Genomic DNA, 16,709 nt, shown 5'->3' with positions numbered 1-16,709 from the left:
ACCATTCTAACAAAGCAATATGTCGGGAATAAGTCAAAGCGCCGTCCCCCGTACCTGTGTTAAAATTGTCTTAATTTTTACTAAATCCATGGCCGCTGTCCCGGGAACCGTCCAGTCCCGCCGGACTTGTTAAGGAGGCTTGCTGTATATGATGAAATCCATTCTGATTGTTGAAGATGAAGAAGCCATTGCCCGGGTGCTTAGCGCCTATCTGAAAAAAGCTGGCTTCCAGGTCACCCGCGCCGCCGACGGGCGCACTGCGCTGGAAGCCTTTGAAGCTGCGCCGCCCTCACTGATCTTGCTCGACATCATGCTGCCGAATATGGACGGCTTCGAGCTGCTTGGCCTTATCCGTGAGAAAAGCAGTTGTCCCGTAATTATGCTGACAGCCAAAGACGGCATAGCAGACCGGCTGGCCGGACTGGACGGCGGGGCCGATGATTATATGTCCAAGCCCTTCATTCCCGAGGAGGTAGTGGCGCGTGTAAACGCGGTGCTGCGCCGCCCGTCCCAGTGGTCTGACGGCAGTCGCAAACGCCATTTCGGCAGTCTGTTTATTGATTTCGGCGCCCGCAGTGTATTCCTGAACGGAGCTGAAGTATTCCTAAGCCCGCGCGATATGTCGGTGCTGCTGTTCCTTGCAGAGCGCCCGAATCAAATCTGTACGAGGGACCAGTTGCTTGAGCATGTATGGGAAATGGATTACGAGGGGAGTGACCGTGCGGTGGATCTGTCGATCAAAAGGCTGCGGCAGGCGCTTTCGCACTGGCCTGCCGCTGAAGGGGAGATCCGCACTCTGCGCGGAACGGGGTATCAACTATGGACCACCTGAAGAAGCGGAGGAAACACACCTCCATCCTCTCCTACTGGACGATCCGCTACCTGCTGATCATCAGCATCGGGCTGCTGCTCACCGCGCTGGTCACCTTCTGGTGGATTCAGCAGGAAGCAATGAACAACCGCATGCAGACCACCGGGATGCTTGCCCAGGAGATTGCCGACCGCAGCATCAATGCGGACGGCAATCTGAATATCACCCCCAATCTGAGTGTGCTGATTGAGGACCGCAAGCGGTTCTTTAAATTGACAGCGGAAATGTGCGTCATCATTACAGGGCCGGGAGGCGAGCTGCTCTTCTCGGATCCGAAGATGACCGAAGCGGAGATGCGCTACGAGCTTAATGACAGTCTGGACGCTGCGCGCAGCCCGGAATTCAAGACTGCAGTTGCAACGATTCAAGGAAACGGCAAAACGCTGGGACATGTGATGGTGCTGCAGGCCAAGCGCACGCTCAAGTACATTCCCCAAGAGGAGATCACCTTTTTCTTCATTATTGTGATCTTCCTGATTATCTTAAGCTGGCTGACCATTTATCTCTTGTCCATCAAGCTGGCCCAGCCGATTCAGCGGGTAGCCGCCGCCGCCTCGCAGATCAGCGGCGGCGAATATAATATCGTTCTGGGGACGGAAGCTAAGGAACGGGAAATCCATGAGCTGCTGCTCTCCTTTCAGGAGATGGCCGGCAAGCTGCAGCAATTCGAGCAGTCCAGGGCGGTCATGCTGGCCGGAGTCTCCCATGAGCTGAAGACGCCGGTCACGTCGATCAAGGGACTGGTCCATGCGGTACGCGAAGGCATTGTCGAGGATGAGGAAGCGGACGAGTTCCTCGATATCGCCTTGCTGGAGGCGGAAAGACTGCAGCGCATGGTTGCTGATCTTCTGGATTACAATGCCCTGACCGCAGGCATCGTCGCCATCCGTCATGACCGGCTGGATGCCGTTCCGCTGCTGGAGGAAATCGTCTACCAGTGGAAGCTCACGCAGAACGAGAATGTCCTGGAGCCTGTGCTCCAGCTTCCGGCCAAACCGCTGCCGCTGCGGGGAGATCCGCTGCGCATCCAGCAGATCATCGTCAATCTGCTCAATAACAGCGTGCAGGCCAGGCGGCAGGGGCAGCAGCTTCAGTTGAACATCTCCCTTGCGCAGTCCCCGCAGGGCAATGCGGAAATTACCGTTACTGATAACGGAAAAGGCATTGCACCGGACAATCGCGAGCTGATCTTCGAGGCCTTCTTCCGCAGCAGCGACAAGCAAAGTACACTTCGCGGACTGGGCCTCGGCCTTACCTTCAGCCGCCTGCTCGCAGAGGCGATGGGCGGAAGCCTGCGGCTTGGCGACAAGCCGGAGCAAGGCTGCTCATTTGTGGTAACCCTGCCGCTGTGGGATTAGTTCTGCCGCATTGCGCTGTCAAGGCAATCGCTTACGTTTTTTTGAATCCTTGCATTCAAAATTTCAGGAATCAATGATTTCGTAAGCGATTGCCTATCTACCAGGTACTGAGGTGGAATGTCTCCACTTCATCCCGCTGAGTGACCTCCCCCGGAATGGTTAGCGGGAAAAACTCCACTTATTTCCTTCTAAAATCACTGAATGGGGGGGGAATGGAGAAAATCAAGTCTACTTTTTCCATCTAATCACCAAAAAATCGGTGAAATTCGTAAATTAGGTTTCCTTTTTCCACTTCATTCAATTTCGCAGTTCATTTCGTAAGCGATTGCCCTGAAGGCGCTCTGCATTTTATAGTCCTTGGAAGCGCTGCATGATATAATCATTCCGATTGCTCCACTAATTGTGAAAAAGAAACCGTGAACCGGAGGATGTATATGCTTACTTTTGAACAGAAATTGGCGATTCTCGATTCTTACCCCCAGCTTGAACGGAAAAATGTATCGCTCGGACGGGTGAACTACCACTTTGAACAAAGCCGTCATGAGAAGAAAACCGTGGCTTTCCATCTGCATCCGAGCGGCAATGGTTTTGTATATGCCGGGCTGCTGCGGGGTTATGAGACGGATGACAAGGGGATGGTGAACATCCGGGACTACGGGGAAGCTGAGCTGCGGAGCCTTCTGGACGCTTCCATCACCTCCCTGTCCATGTTTATCCCGGAGCCCCCAACTCCGAGCAAACGCAAGAAGAAAAAAGCGGCCGGAAAGGATACGCTGTGGACCAATGAAGAGGGGCATAGCCTAAGCCTGAAGCTGGAGGATGACCTGTGGTACCTCTATGCCGGGCTTCATCTGGAGATGGCCTTCGAAACGCTTGAAGAAGCCCATGAGTATTTGGCGGAGGAGGGTTTTGCTCCCTCGCAGGACATTACCTGATTGCATAGCACCCGTTATTGCCGGAGCGGGCCACATCCCTATGAGTTCGGCAGATAAGCTATCCGGCGCTCATCCTTCAGGGAAAGAAGCGTGAACCTGCATGAGTTTTGAAATCGTAGAGGCTACCATTTCCGAGATTCAGTCAGCAATGGAAACCGGCACAATGACGTCAAGACAATTAGTCCTCATGTATCTGGAACGCATCGCTGAGCATGACAAAAACGGGCTGACGATCAACTCCGTCCTGGAGATTAACCCGGATGCCCTGTTCATTGCCGAATCTCTCGATGTGGAACGTTCCCTGCAAGGTCCCCGGGGTCCGCTGCATGGCATACCGGTTTTGCTGAAGGATAATATCAACACCGGGGATAAAATGCACACCAGTGCGGGATCACTGGCCTTAGCGAATTCTTTTGCCGGGGAGGATGCGTTCCTTGTCACCAAGCTGCGCGAAGCCGGAGCGGTCATTATGGGAAAAGCCAACATGACGGAATTCGCCAATTTCATGACGAACGGCATGCCGTCCGGCTACAGCTCGCGCGGGGGACAGGTGCTTAACCCCTACAATATTTCTACACCTACAGGCGGCTCCAGCGCCGGTTCTGCGGTAGCCGTAGCCTGCAGCTTCTGCACCGTGTCTGTCGGTACGGAAACCTCTGGCTCGATTCTCAATCCCGGCAACCTTGGCTCGGTTATCGGCATCAAGCCAACAGTCGGCCTGCTCAGCCGCTCCGGCATTCTGCCGCTCTCGAACACACAGGATACCGCCGGCCCTATGGCGCGGACCGTCCGCGATGCGGTGCTGCTGCTTAACGCGATGCTGGGCAGGGATTATAGCGATGCCGCTATGGGGACAGGTGCAGGCAGGGTGCATAAGGACTACACTGTCTTCCTTGACCCGAACGGATTGCAGGGCGCACGGATCGGCATTCCCCGGGATTATTACTTTGAGGAGCTGACTGACGAGCAGCTTGCGCTTTTCAACGCCTCAGTGGAACGGATGCGCGAACTCGGGGCCGTCATTATTGATCCGGCAGACATCCGAACGGCGCGGGACATCAAGTATTCTTCCGTAGTGCTGAATGAATTCAAAACCTCACTAAACGCCTACCTCTCGCGCCTGGGTCCGGGTGCTCCGATGCGTACGCTGAAGGATATTATCGACTTCAATCATGCCCATCCGATGGAAACGCTGAAATTCGGGCAGGCCACCCTGCTGGATGCCGAATATAGATCCTCCGGTACGCTCACCGAGCCGCAGTATTTGCACGACCGGGCAACAGATCTCAACCTTTGCAAGGAGCTAGGTATCGACGCCACGATGAGGGAGCATCAGCTTGACGCGCTGCTATTCCCGGCCGATTTCGGTGCGCGGATCACCTCAAGGGCAGGTTATCCGTCCATTGTCGTGCCCTCCGGCTACACCTCCGCCGGGGTTCCCTTCGGCGTAGCCTTTGCGGCACAGGCTTATCAGGAGCCGGTACTGATCCGGCTGGCCTACGCCTACGAGCAGAATTATAAGGTTCGCAAAGCGCCTTCACTGCAGAGCTTCATTAAGTAAGTAGAAACGGTTTTGCCATCCTTAAAAGAAGCCTATGCTTCCGAAGCAGCGATGCTCTGTATCGCCTTCAGGTATTCGTTTCAGCGAGAAATAGAAAGATGATTTATGGTGTGAAACATATAAATCATATATTTTTAAAAAGGGGCCGTCCTTCAACAAGGAACGGCCCTCTCTTATTCCGCCTCCGCAGCTATGCCCATGTGCCGGTTGCCCGCATGCGACAGGCTCCAGGTGCGCAGCTCATAGCTGCGGACGCCCGTTACAATATATGGATCACGCTCGGCAATCCGCTCAGCCTCTTCACGGGATTCCGCACGAATGATCACCATGCCGCCCGGACAATCGTCGAAAGGACCGCACATTACAAGCTGGCCGCTGCGTTCCAGCTCCTGCAAATGCTTGACATGCGCCCGGATGATATCCATATCTCTGCGGTCCTGCTCTGTTGGACTCAGCAGAATAACATAACAAATATCCTCTTCAATAATATCAGAATTCATAGGTGCAACCTCCTCATTCATAGCCGCGCTGGCTCTCTTCATCTGCAATATTCTGAATCTCCTCGGCATGTATCACATGGAGGCTGTAATCACCCTCCGCATGCAGCTTCAGCGCCCGCTCTTTGAAGAACTTCGAGCTTCCCTCGGCAGCGTCCTCATCATAAAAAAGGAGAATGCCGTCGCTTTTGCGGAACAGCAGATCATCCCTGGCCCGGAACTGCCAGCTTCCGTCATACGGAGCATTACTCACGGCCCCATAGTAGTCCGCCCCTGCAACAATCCGCCGGTATTCGTTCTGCTTCTCTTCCTTCCACTTCTCCTCAGGAGCGGCATGTGCTGTAATAATACCCAGCTTCAGACCGGGATACTGCCGTTTCAGCTCCAACACGACCTCGCACGCCCACAGGTCCACACCGTATTGTCCAGGTGTAATGATCCAGTCTACCCCCTCTTCTATGAGTGGAATCAACCTGTTCATCAGCGCTTTTTTAATATAGGGAATCCCTTGATGCTTGCTGTCAAAAATGCCGAGCTCATGCGCACGGTACCCTGTTACCAATAAGGTTGTCATGTGCTGCCTCTTTCCTGTGCTGCTAATATACTTTGATCGTAACTGCGTAGCTTATATATTCTGCATTATATAACATTTACCACTGTGATTCCTTTGAGGAAGTAAATTCGAACAATTTTGGTCTTTTCAAGAATTTTTGTATTCTATAGTGGCGCCGATGACCGCACTTGTGTCGTGCTACGATGTACTGCGCTGGATCGTTTCGTTACTGAGCCTTGTGTTTAGTGTACGAAAGCTCTATCGTCTACTGCGTAGGAAACTTCGGAACAAGCGAAAACCCACCGCGTAATAGGTTGGCGCCTTAACGGTGGGTTTCGCTTGAGCTAGCTATTTTGTTCATGCGCGCCGTGGTGATCCACAGCCTTACTGGTCCTAAAAGGGACTTTGCCGTTGGCGCGGCGGAGTCTCTTTTTTAGTATACGGAAACGTTAATCATCTTTATACCCACTATTTTAGCACTTGTCCATTGGACATTCAACGAAAAGCGTTGAATATAGATTTGATACGAGCTTGCTCCTCAGTCTGTACACCAGCAAGCAACTTCTAATATTAAACACATACCAGCCAGTCGAGCGCCCGCCAGCCAATTGTATTTCCTGCAATTAAAAAGATGCAAAATCCCATTTTTTTAGCGATAGCTGTATTCCGTACAGTTAAAAATCGCGGAAAGCCGCCTTTTACGGAATAGCTGTAAATATAAGTGTACAGAGTGCAATTAGAGCAGCTTCCACGAAAAAATAGCACTTTTTAGTTGCACCAAATACAGTTAGGGCTTAGGCGCGAAGAAGGACATGAACTCCATCGGGTATCTGCCTCGGTATGGTTCCTGTCCCCCCCCAATTGAGCCATCCTGTTACAGTTTCTTCCCACGACAACATAAAAAAGACAATACCCCAGGCACCAAAGCCCGGAGTATCGCCCTCTCATATCACTGGCTATTGCCTTTTTATCATTTCAGGCTGTTCCTATTGCTTATCCGATAAAATCAGCACTCCCCGGCCCGGAACAACGGCAGTGCCGCTGAATTTCTTGCCGGTCAGCAGATCGGTACGTTCAGTTGAGCCGATATCCGCGCTAAGCTCGCCTTCTTTGTGGTTCAGCAGGAACAGGTAGGATACACCGTCCTTGACGCGTTGTACGGATTCGATGCCTTCCGGTGCGCTTACCAGCGGAGAAATCTCCTGCTCTGCGCACAGGTTCGACAGGAAGCCTTGCAGGAATGCCGCATCCGGGCTGGTAGCCACGTAGTAGGCTTTACCTTCGCCAAAGCTGTTCACCGTCAACGCCGGCATGCCTTTATAGAAATCGGAGCCATATTGCGCCAGCACTTCTGCGCCTTCAGTATGAATCAGATCGCACAGCAGGTCGCATGGGTACGTGCGGTTCAGTGATCCCCATTCTTTGTTCATTACAATTTCATTGCTCATTCCCGGCAGCAGCGCGTCGATTTCCTCGGCCCAGATGCCAAGCACCTTGCGCAGTTCTCCAGGGTAGCCGCCTACGGTAACCAGATCATTTTCATTTACGATTCCGCTAAAATAAGTGGTAACGAACGTGCCGCCCGCCTTCACGAAGGCTTCAACCTTCTCGGCAAAGCCCGGCTTAATCATGTACAGCACTGGTGCAATGACGATTTTGTATTTGGACAGATCCTCTTCGACACCGATCATATCGGCTTCGATGTTTTGCTGATACAGCGCGTCATAATATTTATGCACTTCGTTCACGTAATCCAGCGCTACTGAAGGTCCGCTTGAAAGATCAAGCGCCCAGCGGTTTTCCCAATCGTAAATGATCCCGATCTCTGCCTGGCTGCGCGCATCCAGCAGTTCGCCGCCAAGCTGCTCCAGCTCTTTGCCGAGCTCGGCGCATTCCCGGAATACCCGTGTATGCTCATGTCCCACATGCTCAATCACTGCGCCGTGATACTTCTCGCAAGCGCCGATGGAACGGCGGAGCTGGAAGAACAGCACCGTATCCGCACCGCGCGCTACCGCCTGATAGCTCCACAAACGCATTACGCCCGGGCGTTTCAGCGAGTTGTACGGCTGCCAGTTCTGCTGGCTTGGCGTCTGCTCCATCAGCATGAACGGCTGTCCATTTTTGAGGCCGCGCATCAGGTCGTGAGTCATTGCCGTATGGCTGACCGGTGTATCCAGCGAAGGATAGTTATCCCAGGAGATCACGTCCATGTGCTTGGCCCACTCGAAATAGTTCAGCTCCGGATAGAAGCCCATCAGGTTGGTCGTAACCGGAACATTCGTGCTGTGCTCCTTGATGGCGTCATATTCGATTTTGTAGCATTCCAGCAGACTGTGGGACATGAACCGGCGGAAATCGAGGGAGATGCCCTGGAAGTTGGTCCGGTTGCCGTTCCACTCCTCACTCAGCTCGCTCGGCAGAACAATTTCCTCCCAATCATAGAAGGTATGTCCCCAGAAACGGGTATTCCAGGCTTTGTTAAGGGCATCCAGCGAGCCGTAACGGTCTTTCAGCCAGACGCGGAAAGCCGCTTCGGATTGCTCGGAGTAATCGTAGCCGCCATATTCATTAGAGATATGCCAGGCCACTAGCCCCGGATGGTCCTTGTAGCGCTCGGCGAGCTTGCCTGCAAGCTTGGCGGCAAATTTACGGTACACCGGACTGTTCGGATTGGAGTTGTGGCGTCCGCCGAATTTGCGTTTTCTGCCCTGCACATCCACCCGTGTAACCTCGGGATAGCGGTGTGCCATCCAGGCCGGATGAGCGCCGGTGCTTGTCGCCAGGCAGACATAGGTACCATTTTTATATAAGCGGTCCATCAATTCATCGAGTCCTGAGAAATCATAGGTGTCTTCAGACGGCTGAATGAGCGCCCATGAAAATACATTAATCGTCGCAACATCAATACCCGCCAGCTTGAACATCCGTTCATCCTCTGCCCATACCGGGGCGTCCCACTGCTCAGGATTGTAATCTCCACCGTACCAAATCTTCGGCAATTTATCGTTGATCACGTATCGCACATCCTTTATAGTATAAGTATATCCTTATTGTAAACGTTTGCCGTATCGCTTTAAATATAATAATACCGCCACACCATATAATAATATGGAACTCAACAGGAGATGAGTGTCTTGCTTGTAACAGCTCCCCGCAGAATTGTGTTTGCCCAGGAAGGCGGACACCAGTTGCCGATTACTCTCGACAGTATGGGGTACAATCCCGATCAGGAAAAAGTATCCCGCCCGGATGGCTACCATGCCTACCATTGGCTCCAGACTTCACAGGGCGAAGGCGTGATCCATTGTGAGAACAAACAGCTTACGCTCGCCGAAGGCAGCGGTGTGCTTCTCTTTCCGGGTACCCCCCACCGTTATGAGGCGCTCTCCGCTGAGCCTTGGTGCACGTATTATTTGACCTTTGAAGGAAGCTCTGCCCGGCAGATTCTCGATTCACTCGGGATGAGCGCCAATTCGTTCTACCGCTGGGAGAGTGAAGCCCCGCTGCCTCTGATGCTCAAGGAAATGCTCGACCGCCATGATGCCGCTGAGGATATGTTCAGCCTGGGCGCTTCTACGGATGCTTACCGCTTCCTGATTACCCTGAGCAAGTACGGGCAGCTTCACAACAATACCCCCATTTCCCGCAATGTAGACAAGCTGCAGCCGCTGCTTAAATGGATGGACAGCCACTATGGCGATCCCGATATCGGACTGCATGATCTGGCGTCACAGCTGGATGTGTCCGGGCGTTATCTCAACAGCCTGTTCATGCAGACCTTCGGGCTCTCCCCTTATGCTTACTTCGTCCGCCTGCGTATCCGCAAGAGCAAGGAGCTGCTGGTCAGCCAGCCCGATCTCACGGTAAAAGCCATCGCCCAGCGGGTCGGCTTCCGCGATGTCAGCCACTTCGTGGCCACCTTCCGCAAGCAGTCGGCGATTACGCCGGAGCAGTTTAGACGGCTGCACTAAAGGGCGCGGAGGTGTTAGGCTTTGAACAATTTTCCTGCTGCAGAGGGGAGGAGGAGAATTTCCGTCACTGCGAGAAATGTTTGGACTTTCGGCCGCTGTTATTCTCGGATTCCCTGATTTGAACCGCTAGGCGGTTGGAATCCGAGAATAAAGGCGGACGCTACCGCTCCTACAGTTCCAAAATTTCTCTCCGTTCCTCCCCTCTCCTCCTGGGATTGCACCCAAAACCATTCAAACCCTAAAGCTCCGCGGCTGATTAGAACACAGCGCGCAACAGAACAATCTAACCTCGGCTGCTATGGGCAGCGAGCAAATGACCCAGAGTGCAAGCTCGACGCGAATAAGCTCCCCGCAGCGCAAATTAATTCTCAACACTGAAGCCCCTCAGTTGCTTAGATCATTTAAACTTTGGTTTACAGCCAACCGGAATCCCACTGGGAATTTATCAGTATTTACGCACTTATTTCACGAAAAATGGGTTTTATAGTTAAAAAAACCTATATATATGATTCTTTATTCACATATAAAATATTTTAGATAATGCTATAATTAATTTCATAATTTACTTTTTATTGAATTTATGGAGGTGTTATATTTCGATCAAAAAAAATAGGATTTATATTTTAATTGCATCTTTGATTCTAGCATTATTTTATTTGTTAAATGGAGATTTCTTTAATACTAATGATCCTATTAGTCAGTCAAAGATTAACTCAGTTAATTTCGATGCCGAACAGATCATTCCATGGGGCGTTTCTTATCAATCTCAAAATGTTAAAAAAAAAATCCACACAGTGAAAGTGGCTGTATTGGACAGTGGGGTTGATAAACTCCATAAGGACTTAAAAGGAAAAATTGTGAAAGAATATAACACAATTAACCACAACCAACCTACTTTGGATGAATTCGGTCATGGAACTGCAATAGCTGGAATAATTGCATCAAACGATAATAATATAGGCATAGTTGGGGTGGCTCCATCGGTGGAATTATACTCAGTTAAAGTTCTTGGCAAGGATGGTAAGGGGGAAATTGATAATTTTATTGAAGGTATTGAATGGTGTATCAGAAATAAAATAGATATTATCAACATTAGTGTTGGCATAAAAAAGGGAAATGAAAAATTAAAAGAAGTTATAACAGCGGCAATCGATCAAGGAATAATTATAGTTGCAGCTGCAGGAAATAATTATAGAAATGAAGTAGACTATCCGGCTGCTTATGAAGATGTCATTTCAGTTACTGCTATCGACCATTCTGAAAGAGTCTTTAATTTAGCCGCTACAGGGAAAATAGATTTTAGTGCTCCAGGTGTGCAAATATTAACTCTATCACCTAACAACGGATATAGTATATATGAAGGAACTTCTTTTGCCACACCTCATGTAACCGGAATTATTGCAAACATGCTGGCTTCTTCATTTTATCCATCAAATGTTTCAAGGATCAAGATCATTAAAGATAAACTTATAGGTATATCTAAAGATTTAGGAAACAAAGGGTACGATGAAATATACGGTTATGGTTCATTGTCAAAATAAATATAAGAAAGCGAGATGAAATGTGAAAATGAAAATCCCTTCATTTATTAAGAAAGTTCTAGCTGTAGTTCTCTCCTTTGCTTTACTTTTTGGATTTTCTAAACTGAGCGTATTTGCTGATGAACAAAAACTTGAAACCTTCTCATCAAATTATAAGGTTCTAGAAAACAATGATGAAACACTAAGTATATCTACCAGATATGTACAAAGTTCTAATGTAATATTTAGATTAGCTAAAAATGATGATATAGAAGGAATTATGACTCTTGACAAAACAACACATAATATAACACTTAAAACAAATGAAAAATCAAAAATTTCTGATAAACAGGAACGAATTTATAACGTTGTAATTAATGATCTTACTGGTGAGAATGGTGATCTCATTAATGCAACATTTACTGATGTTGAGACTAATGAAACTTATCAAATCGATCAATCTAAGACAACAGCATCAATACCAGTTTTAATACCCTTAGGTGCTATTATTGGCGAATGGTTACTAGCACAATTAATTGCTGCTGGCACAGCAATAACAATTGGCGGGATAACATATGCAATATGGGACTCAGTTGCAACATCATTAAGAAATAAAAAGGAATATGCACATTATCAAGCAAAAATAATAACAGGACAAGTAGGAATCGGTAATCCAATATCACTAGTTCAAGCTAGTGCAAGATTACAAAGCAGTGACATTTATAATAATAATGTTTGGTCTATCAACGCTGCTAACGCCGCACTTGTTGCTCAAGTAGCAGGTGGAGGTTTATTACCTGAAGGACCTGAGTTAGACGTTGATCCAAAAATTGGTTTTGTTTATCATACTCATTATCACATTTGGAATAGAACTGGCGGACACTCCTTCTTCTAAATCTATAGATTTCCGACACACAATTCATTCATTTTACTGTAAAAACTGATGCATCTAAAAAGACAACGTTCATTCTATGATTTACGAATGTAGCGTTGTCTTTTTAGATATTAATTTATTAATATGATCCCAACCACTAATTTTTTATATTACATTTGTTCAGGGTGTGTTGAGAAGTATTTCGTTAATTTTATCTATTAACTTGAATAACTCCTTTGTTCGATATGCATATATTACGTCTTCCGCTGATGAATACAGAATAGTATTTATCCCATCAGCACCCATCTCAACCACAATCAAACAGAATTCACCATTTATTTCTCCTTCGGGATACCATCCAACATCAATAATACGTTTACTGTACGGATTAGAAAGTAACAGAAGATTTTCTTTAAGAAATTTTACAGCACTAGTTGCGTTATTCAAATCTTCTAATAATTCATTGATATGAATCGTCCAGCCAGTAGGTACTTTCAAAGGTATCAAATTAGAAATTCCAATCCCCCCCCAATTTAAATAGAATAGGATTCAACATCCCAAAATCATTATGAATTTATCCTTATATTATAAGAAATTACTTTTTAATCCGCAACATATCTATACTGAAATAGCACAGCGTTCACTAATCCACTACCTTAATCTCGTCAAATCCAAGAATTGAGATCTTCTATTTTGACTCGCTTATTCAGTAGTAAAAATGCAAATTACCAATTTTTGTACCTCATTACGTTCAATTCCTTAACTATTAATTTTCTAGATCTTCAATGAAACGATTCGGTTAAACCTCCAGTTTGATAGTCCACAGAAACTCAGCGAAATTGATCCAATTCACATGCTACATGCTGAATGTGCTTTGCCTCTAGGTAATGCTTTCTTTACTCTTATTCAAAAATAGCCGTGGGGGTCCCGATAACGACCTGCAGGCCGTACTTATGGAACAGGTCGATCGCCTTGTCCAGCCAACCGAACTGGAAATCTCCTTCCGAAGACTCCAGCCGGCCCCAGGCCAGTTCTACCATTCAATTTTATCAAAAAAGACACCCCGCCTCACATCAATGATGAGAAGACGGGGCGTCCTTGGCAAATCCACTTTTTCCAAAAACAAGCTGGTCCTTATTTGACCTCTCTGTATGTCTATATAAGTTGAACTTTAGTTGTTCATATTTGGGCTTAGTCGTAACTGCGAGGAATGTTTGGACTTCCAGCCGCTGTTGTCTGTAGATTTCTTGATTATTACCGCTCTTCGCGGTGGAAATCCGCAGACAAAGGCGGTCGCTATCGCTCTTCCAGTTCCGAACTTCCCCTCCGTTACTTCCGCCCTTTTTATTCTTTTCTCAAGTTCAACTTATATGTTCCAACCCTTATTTCTTCAGCTTATCCCAAGCGGCCTGCATGTTCTTTTCCCAGCCGGCTTCATCCGATTTACCGGCGATCAGCTGCTGGATCACGCTGGCGAATTCTTGAGTAACGCCATCAGGGAATTTGGAGGATTGCAACCCGTATACTTTGTCTTCTTTTACATAGTTCCATACATCTGTACCCAGCCCACCAATAACATCAGGAGCGACTTCGAGGGTTTTCAGGGCAGGAATGAACTTCCATTTTTTGGTGATATATTCTTTACCCATGTCGGAAGTGACGAGCCAGTTCAGGAAGGTCTTAGCTTCTTCTTTGGATGCGGAATCTTTGTTGACTACCAGGTTGGCAGGGATACCTACAGTCATTTTGTCATTTTTGGCGGCATCATCACTGATCGGCATAGGGAACATACCAATGTTCATGCCAGGCTTAATGTTGTCTACCAGCGTTTGTGCCCAGTTACCTTCTTGCATCATAGCCGTTTCACCATTAGCGAACATAGCCAGGTGAGTGTTGGCGTCTGTAGTCAGAGGGTTCTTCTGGCCGTATTTCACAGTCAATTGAAGCAGGTTGCTCCATTCCTTGAACACCGGATTGCCTACGATGGAAGCTGTGCCTCCGTTGAGGCCTTTGATGAATTCATCTACATTATCCTGTTGTGCAAAAGCTACGCTGATGCCCTGGTTGCCCAGCAGCCACCATTCCTGATAAGCGTTGCCGAAAGGAATTACATTGATAGCCTGCAGCTTCTTAGCAGCTTCCTCAAGCTCAGTGATTGTTTTTGGAGTTTCGGTAATACCGGCTTTGGCGAACAGGTCCTTGTTGTAAATATAACCGATACCTTCAAGGTTCATTGGCATCCCGTAGGTTTTGCCGTCCTTGGTCATTGGCTCTGCCGCCATAGGAATCAGATCCTTAACCCAAGGCTGATCGGACAGGTCTTCCAGCTTGTCTTTCCACAGGTCCATTTCGGCGTATCCGCCATTGGAGAAAATATCAGGCGCATCGCCGGAAGCAAATTTCGTTTTCAGGGCTGCTGCATAGTCTGCGCCGCCGCCAACGGTTTGAATGTCCAGCTTGATGTTCGGATGTTCTTTTTCAAATTCAACCTTCAGCTCATTCAGCCCTTCAACAATTTCGGTTTTGAACTGAAAGATTTTAACCGTTTTCACTGCACCGGAAGTATTGCCAGCGCTTCCATTTGATGCATTAGAAGCAGCTTTATTATTGGAATTCCCGCCACATGCCGCAAGCACGACTGTCATAAGCATTACGGAAGACAGCATCAGTGCAGAACGTTTCTTCATCATTCTTGTTTCCCCCTTGAATAATTTAACTGCTTAATTTTATTTGGAACGGGGGCCCGGGTGTTAACCTTTCACCGAGCCGGCCGCTATTCCCTCAACAATGTAACGCTGCATGAACAGATAGAAAATGACGATAGGAGCAACCCCGAGTGTCAGCGCCGGAAGCGCCATATCCCATTGCTTCGTATATTGCCCGAAGAACGAGAAGGTAGCCAGCGGAATGGTACGCAGCTCAGGCGCCTGAAGAATCAGAGACGGGAGCAGGTAGTCATTCCAAATACCAAGCGCATTAAGCACGATAATGGTCATAAGCATCGGCTTCAGCAAAGGAAGCACAATCCGGAAGAACGCCGAGATCGGATTGCAGCCGTCCACGGTTGCCGCCTCTTCAATTTCAAGAGGCACCGACTTGATGAAGCCGTGGAACAGGAAGATCGCCATCGGAACGCTCAGTCCCAGGTTGGTGGTGATCAGACCCACAAAGGAGTTATTGATCCCCAATACATTAACGACCTTCAGGATAGGAATCATAATAGTCTGGAACGGAACCACCATCGCCGCTACGAACAACAGCAGCAGCATCCGATTGAACCGTGTATCGGCGCGAACCATCCGGTAAGCAGCCATTGCGCTGAACAGCGAGATCAGAATGACAGAGATGATGGTGATAATCAGCGAATTGCGGAAAGCTTCGGAGAAGCGGGCCAATTTCCAGGCGTTAGAATAGTTCGACCACATGATTTCATGCGGCCAGCTTGCCGCATTGCTCAGAATCTCACCGAAGGATTTCACCGAGTTCGCGATCAGGAAATAGAACGGCGAGAGAAACAGCAGGGCTAGAAGGATCATTAGCACTTCAATGCCGATATTCCATCTGCCTTTTGACTTTGCATTCATTAAGCCTCTACCTCCTTGCTCTTCGTAACACGAACCTGAATCACGGTGATAATCGCTACAATCAGGAAGAACAGCAGCGCTTTAGCCGTACCCAGACCGTAACGGTTGTTCAGGAAGGCTTCATTGTAAATGTTCATGGCTACGGATTCCGTTGATTTGAACGGTCCGCCTTTCGTCAGGGAAAGGTTCAGGTCGAACATTTTGAAGGACCAGGAAATCGCCAGGAACAAACCAATCGTTACCGCAGGCATAATCAAAGGAACGATAATACTGCGAAGCACCTGCATCCGGGAAGCCCCGTCGATCTCAGCCGCTTCCAGCACCTCTTTGGACACATTGCTGAGCGAAGCGATGTAGATAACCATCAGATAACCGGAGGACTGCCAGACGAACACCATAACAATTGCCCAGAAGCCGGTTGTCGCATCACCAAGCCAAGGAAGATTAAAGAAGGACCAGCCGGTGATATCGCCCATCGTGGCGAACCCTTTGATGAAGATGAACTGCCATATAAAACCAAGCAACAATCCCCCGATAACATTCGGCATGAAAAAAATGGTCCGGAGCATATTGCGTGTTTTTAAAGGTTTGGTTAGCAGATAGGCCAGGAAAAAGCCTACTATATTGGTCAAAACCACCCCTAGCAAAGTAAATCTGACGGTGAACCAGAAGGATGACCAGAAATCCGGATCGTTTGTAAATATCGCTTTAAAGTTATCAATGCCAACCCAGCTTACATTTCCCGATACCCCGTTCCAGTCCGTGAAGGAATAATACATTCCCATCACAAATGGAATAATCGTAATCAGGGTAAAAAACAACACTGCCGGGCCAACGAAAAAAGTCTGTTGACCAAATTGGGACAACTTCGAACCGCGCATTCACCCGTCCCCCCTTTCTTTTACTCACTTACTTGTTTATGATCTAAACATATTATCTGTTTTTTGAAGTACCGCTTACACCTACTCAAGTGATCTTTCAG

15 protein-coding genes are annotated in these 16,709 nt (G+C 48.3%); 7 read left to right on the top strand and 8 right to left on the bottom strand.

Annotated elements, in window-relative coordinates; genetic code table 11:
• Positions 1-151: 151 nt before the first annotated feature.
• The 4 genes from AC0LWN_RS22800 (at position 152) to AC0LWN_RS22785 (ending at position 4,725) form a co-directional block, all read left to right on the top strand.
• The gene (locus AC0LWN_RS22800) at positions 152-832 is read left to right on the top strand and encodes a response regulator transcription factor (protein WP_474669521.1); all 681 of its coding nucleotides are present in this window, start codon (positions 152-154) and stop codon (positions 830-832) included.
• Positions 820-2,229, top strand: a complete 1,410-nt coding sequence (locus AC0LWN_RS22795; RefSeq protein ID WP_474669370.1) for a HAMP domain-containing sensor histidine kinase — start codon at positions 820-822, stop codon at positions 2,227-2,229. Before AC0LWN_RS22800 ends, AC0LWN_RS22795 begins: the two co-directional genes overlap by 13 nt.
• Before the next feature lie 434 nt (positions 2,230-2,663).
• The gene (locus tag AC0LWN_RS22790) at positions 2,664-3,164 is read left to right on the top strand and encodes a hypothetical protein (RefSeq protein ID WP_458967309.1); all 501 of its coding nucleotides are present in this window, start codon (positions 2,664-2,666) and stop codon (positions 3,162-3,164) included.
• Between the two features lie 100 nt (positions 3,165-3,264).
• Complete coding sequence (locus AC0LWN_RS22785; protein WP_474669368.1) at positions 3,265-4,725, top strand: amidase family protein; 1,461 nt, start codon at positions 3,265-3,267, stop codon at positions 4,723-4,725.
• A gap of 173 nt (positions 4,726-4,898) precedes the next feature.
• On the opposite strand, the gene AC0LWN_RS22780 is transcribed toward AC0LWN_RS22785, so the two are convergent.
• The 3 genes from AC0LWN_RS22780 to AC0LWN_RS22770 form a co-directional block, all read right to left on the bottom strand.
• A complete protein-coding gene (locus AC0LWN_RS22780) occupies positions 4,899-5,225 on the bottom strand; it encodes a YciI family protein (protein ID WP_474669366.1) in 327 nt (108 codons plus the stop codon).
• Positions 5,226-5,238: 13 nt separating this feature from the next.
• On the bottom strand, positions 5,239-5,796 hold the full coding sequence (locus tag AC0LWN_RS22775) for an SLOG family protein (protein ID WP_474669364.1): 558 nt from the start codon (positions 5,794-5,796) through the stop codon (positions 5,239-5,241).
• Between the two features lie 965 nt (positions 5,797-6,761).
• Positions 6,762-8,792, bottom strand: a complete 2,031-nt coding sequence (locus tag AC0LWN_RS22770) for a beta-galactosidase (RefSeq protein WP_474669362.1) — start codon at positions 8,790-8,792, stop codon at positions 6,762-6,764.
• 120 nt (positions 8,793-8,912) lie between these two features.
• On the opposite strand from AC0LWN_RS22770, the gene AC0LWN_RS22765 reads away from it, so the two are divergent.
• The 3 genes from AC0LWN_RS22765 to AC0LWN_RS22755 all read left to right on the top strand — a co-directional run bounded on the left by AC0LWN_RS22765 (position 8,913) and on the right by AC0LWN_RS22755 (position 12,164).
• A complete protein-coding gene (locus AC0LWN_RS22765) occupies positions 8,913-9,749 on the top strand; it encodes an AraC family transcriptional regulator (protein WP_474669360.1) in 837 nt (278 codons plus the stop codon).
• 656 nt (positions 9,750-10,405) lie between these two features.
• On the top strand, positions 10,406-11,290 hold the full coding sequence (locus tag AC0LWN_RS22760; RefSeq protein WP_474669358.1) for a S8 family peptidase: 885 nt from the start codon (positions 10,406-10,408) through the stop codon (positions 11,288-11,290).
• Positions 11,291-11,312: 22 nt separating this feature from the next.
• On the top strand, positions 11,313-12,164 hold the full coding sequence (locus AC0LWN_RS22755) for a hypothetical protein (protein WP_474669356.1): 852 nt from the start codon (positions 11,313-11,315) through the stop codon (positions 12,162-12,164).
• A 159-nt stretch (positions 12,165-12,323) separates the two neighbouring features.
• On the opposite strand, the gene AC0LWN_RS22750 is transcribed toward AC0LWN_RS22755, so the two are convergent.
• The 5 genes from AC0LWN_RS22750 to AC0LWN_RS22730 all read right to left on the bottom strand — a co-directional run bounded on the left by AC0LWN_RS22750 (position 12,324) and on the right by AC0LWN_RS22730 (position 16,608).
• Complete coding sequence (locus tag AC0LWN_RS22750; protein WP_474669354.1) at positions 12,324-12,650, bottom strand: hypothetical protein; 327 nt, start codon at positions 12,648-12,650, stop codon at positions 12,324-12,326.
• A 395-nt stretch (positions 12,651-13,045) separates the two neighbouring features.
• Positions 13,046-13,183, bottom strand: a complete 138-nt coding sequence (locus AC0LWN_RS22745; protein WP_474669352.1) for a beta-galactosidase — start codon at positions 13,181-13,183, stop codon at positions 13,046-13,048.
• A 342-nt stretch (positions 13,184-13,525) separates the two neighbouring features.
• Positions 13,526-14,833 carry an ABC transporter substrate-binding protein gene (locus AC0LWN_RS22740; protein ID WP_474669350.1) on the bottom strand — a complete coding sequence of 436 codons (1,308 nt, stop codon included), beginning with the start codon at positions 14,831-14,833 and terminating at the stop codon, positions 13,526-13,528.
• A gap of 60 nt (positions 14,834-14,893) precedes the next feature.
• Positions 14,894-15,727: a carbohydrate ABC transporter permease gene (locus tag AC0LWN_RS22735; RefSeq protein ID WP_458967320.1), complete on the bottom strand. Its 834-nt coding sequence runs from the start codon at positions 15,725-15,727 to the stop codon at positions 14,894-14,896.
• Entirely contained in the window at positions 15,727-16,608 is an 882-nt protein-coding gene (locus tag AC0LWN_RS22730; protein WP_458967321.1) for a carbohydrate ABC transporter permease, read from the bottom strand. Before AC0LWN_RS22730 ends, AC0LWN_RS22735 begins: the two co-directional genes overlap by 1 nt.
• Between the last annotated feature and the right edge of the window lie 101 nt (positions 16,609-16,709).

Source organism: Paenibacillus sp. sgz302115 (assembly GCF_056120445.1).
Note: the sequence above shows the minus strand (reverse complement) of the source record. Positions and strands in the feature narration are given on the sequence as shown.

Coding starts and splice junctions, on each gene's coding strand:
- AC0LWN_RS22775 (WP_474669364.1), bottom strand. CDS start 5,796: ATGACAACCTTATTGGTAACAGGGTACCGTGCGCATGAGCTCGGCATT.
- AC0LWN_RS22745 (WP_474669352.1), bottom strand. CDS start 13,183: ATGGTAGAACTGGCCTGGGGCCGGCTGGAGTCTTCGGAAGGAGATTTC.
- AC0LWN_RS22800 (WP_474669521.1), top strand. CDS start 152: ATGAAATCCATTCTGATTGTTGAAGATGAAGAAGCCATTGCCCGGGTG.
- AC0LWN_RS22785 (WP_474669368.1), top strand. CDS start 3,265: ATGAGTTTTGAAATCGTAGAGGCTACCATTTCCGAGATTCAGTCAGCA.
- AC0LWN_RS22795 (WP_474669370.1), top strand. CDS start 820: ATGGACCACCTGAAGAAGCGGAGGAAACACACCTCCATCCTCTCCTAC.
- AC0LWN_RS22780 (WP_474669366.1), bottom strand. CDS start 5,225: ATGAATTCTGATATTATTGAAGAGGATATTTGTTATGTTATTCTGCTG.
- AC0LWN_RS22790 (WP_458967309.1), top strand. CDS start 2,664: ATGCTTACTTTTGAACAGAAATTGGCGATTCTCGATTCTTACCCCCAG.
- AC0LWN_RS22730 (WP_458967321.1), bottom strand. CDS start 16,608: ATGCGCGGTTCGAAGTTGTCCCAATTTGGTCAACAGACTTTTTTCGTT.
- AC0LWN_RS22735 (WP_458967320.1), bottom strand. CDS start 15,727: ATGAATGCAAAGTCAAAAGGCAGATGGAATATCGGCATTGAAGTGCTA.
- AC0LWN_RS22740 (WP_474669350.1), bottom strand. CDS start 14,833: ATGATGAAGAAACGTTCTGCACTGATGCTGTCTTCCGTAATGCTTATG.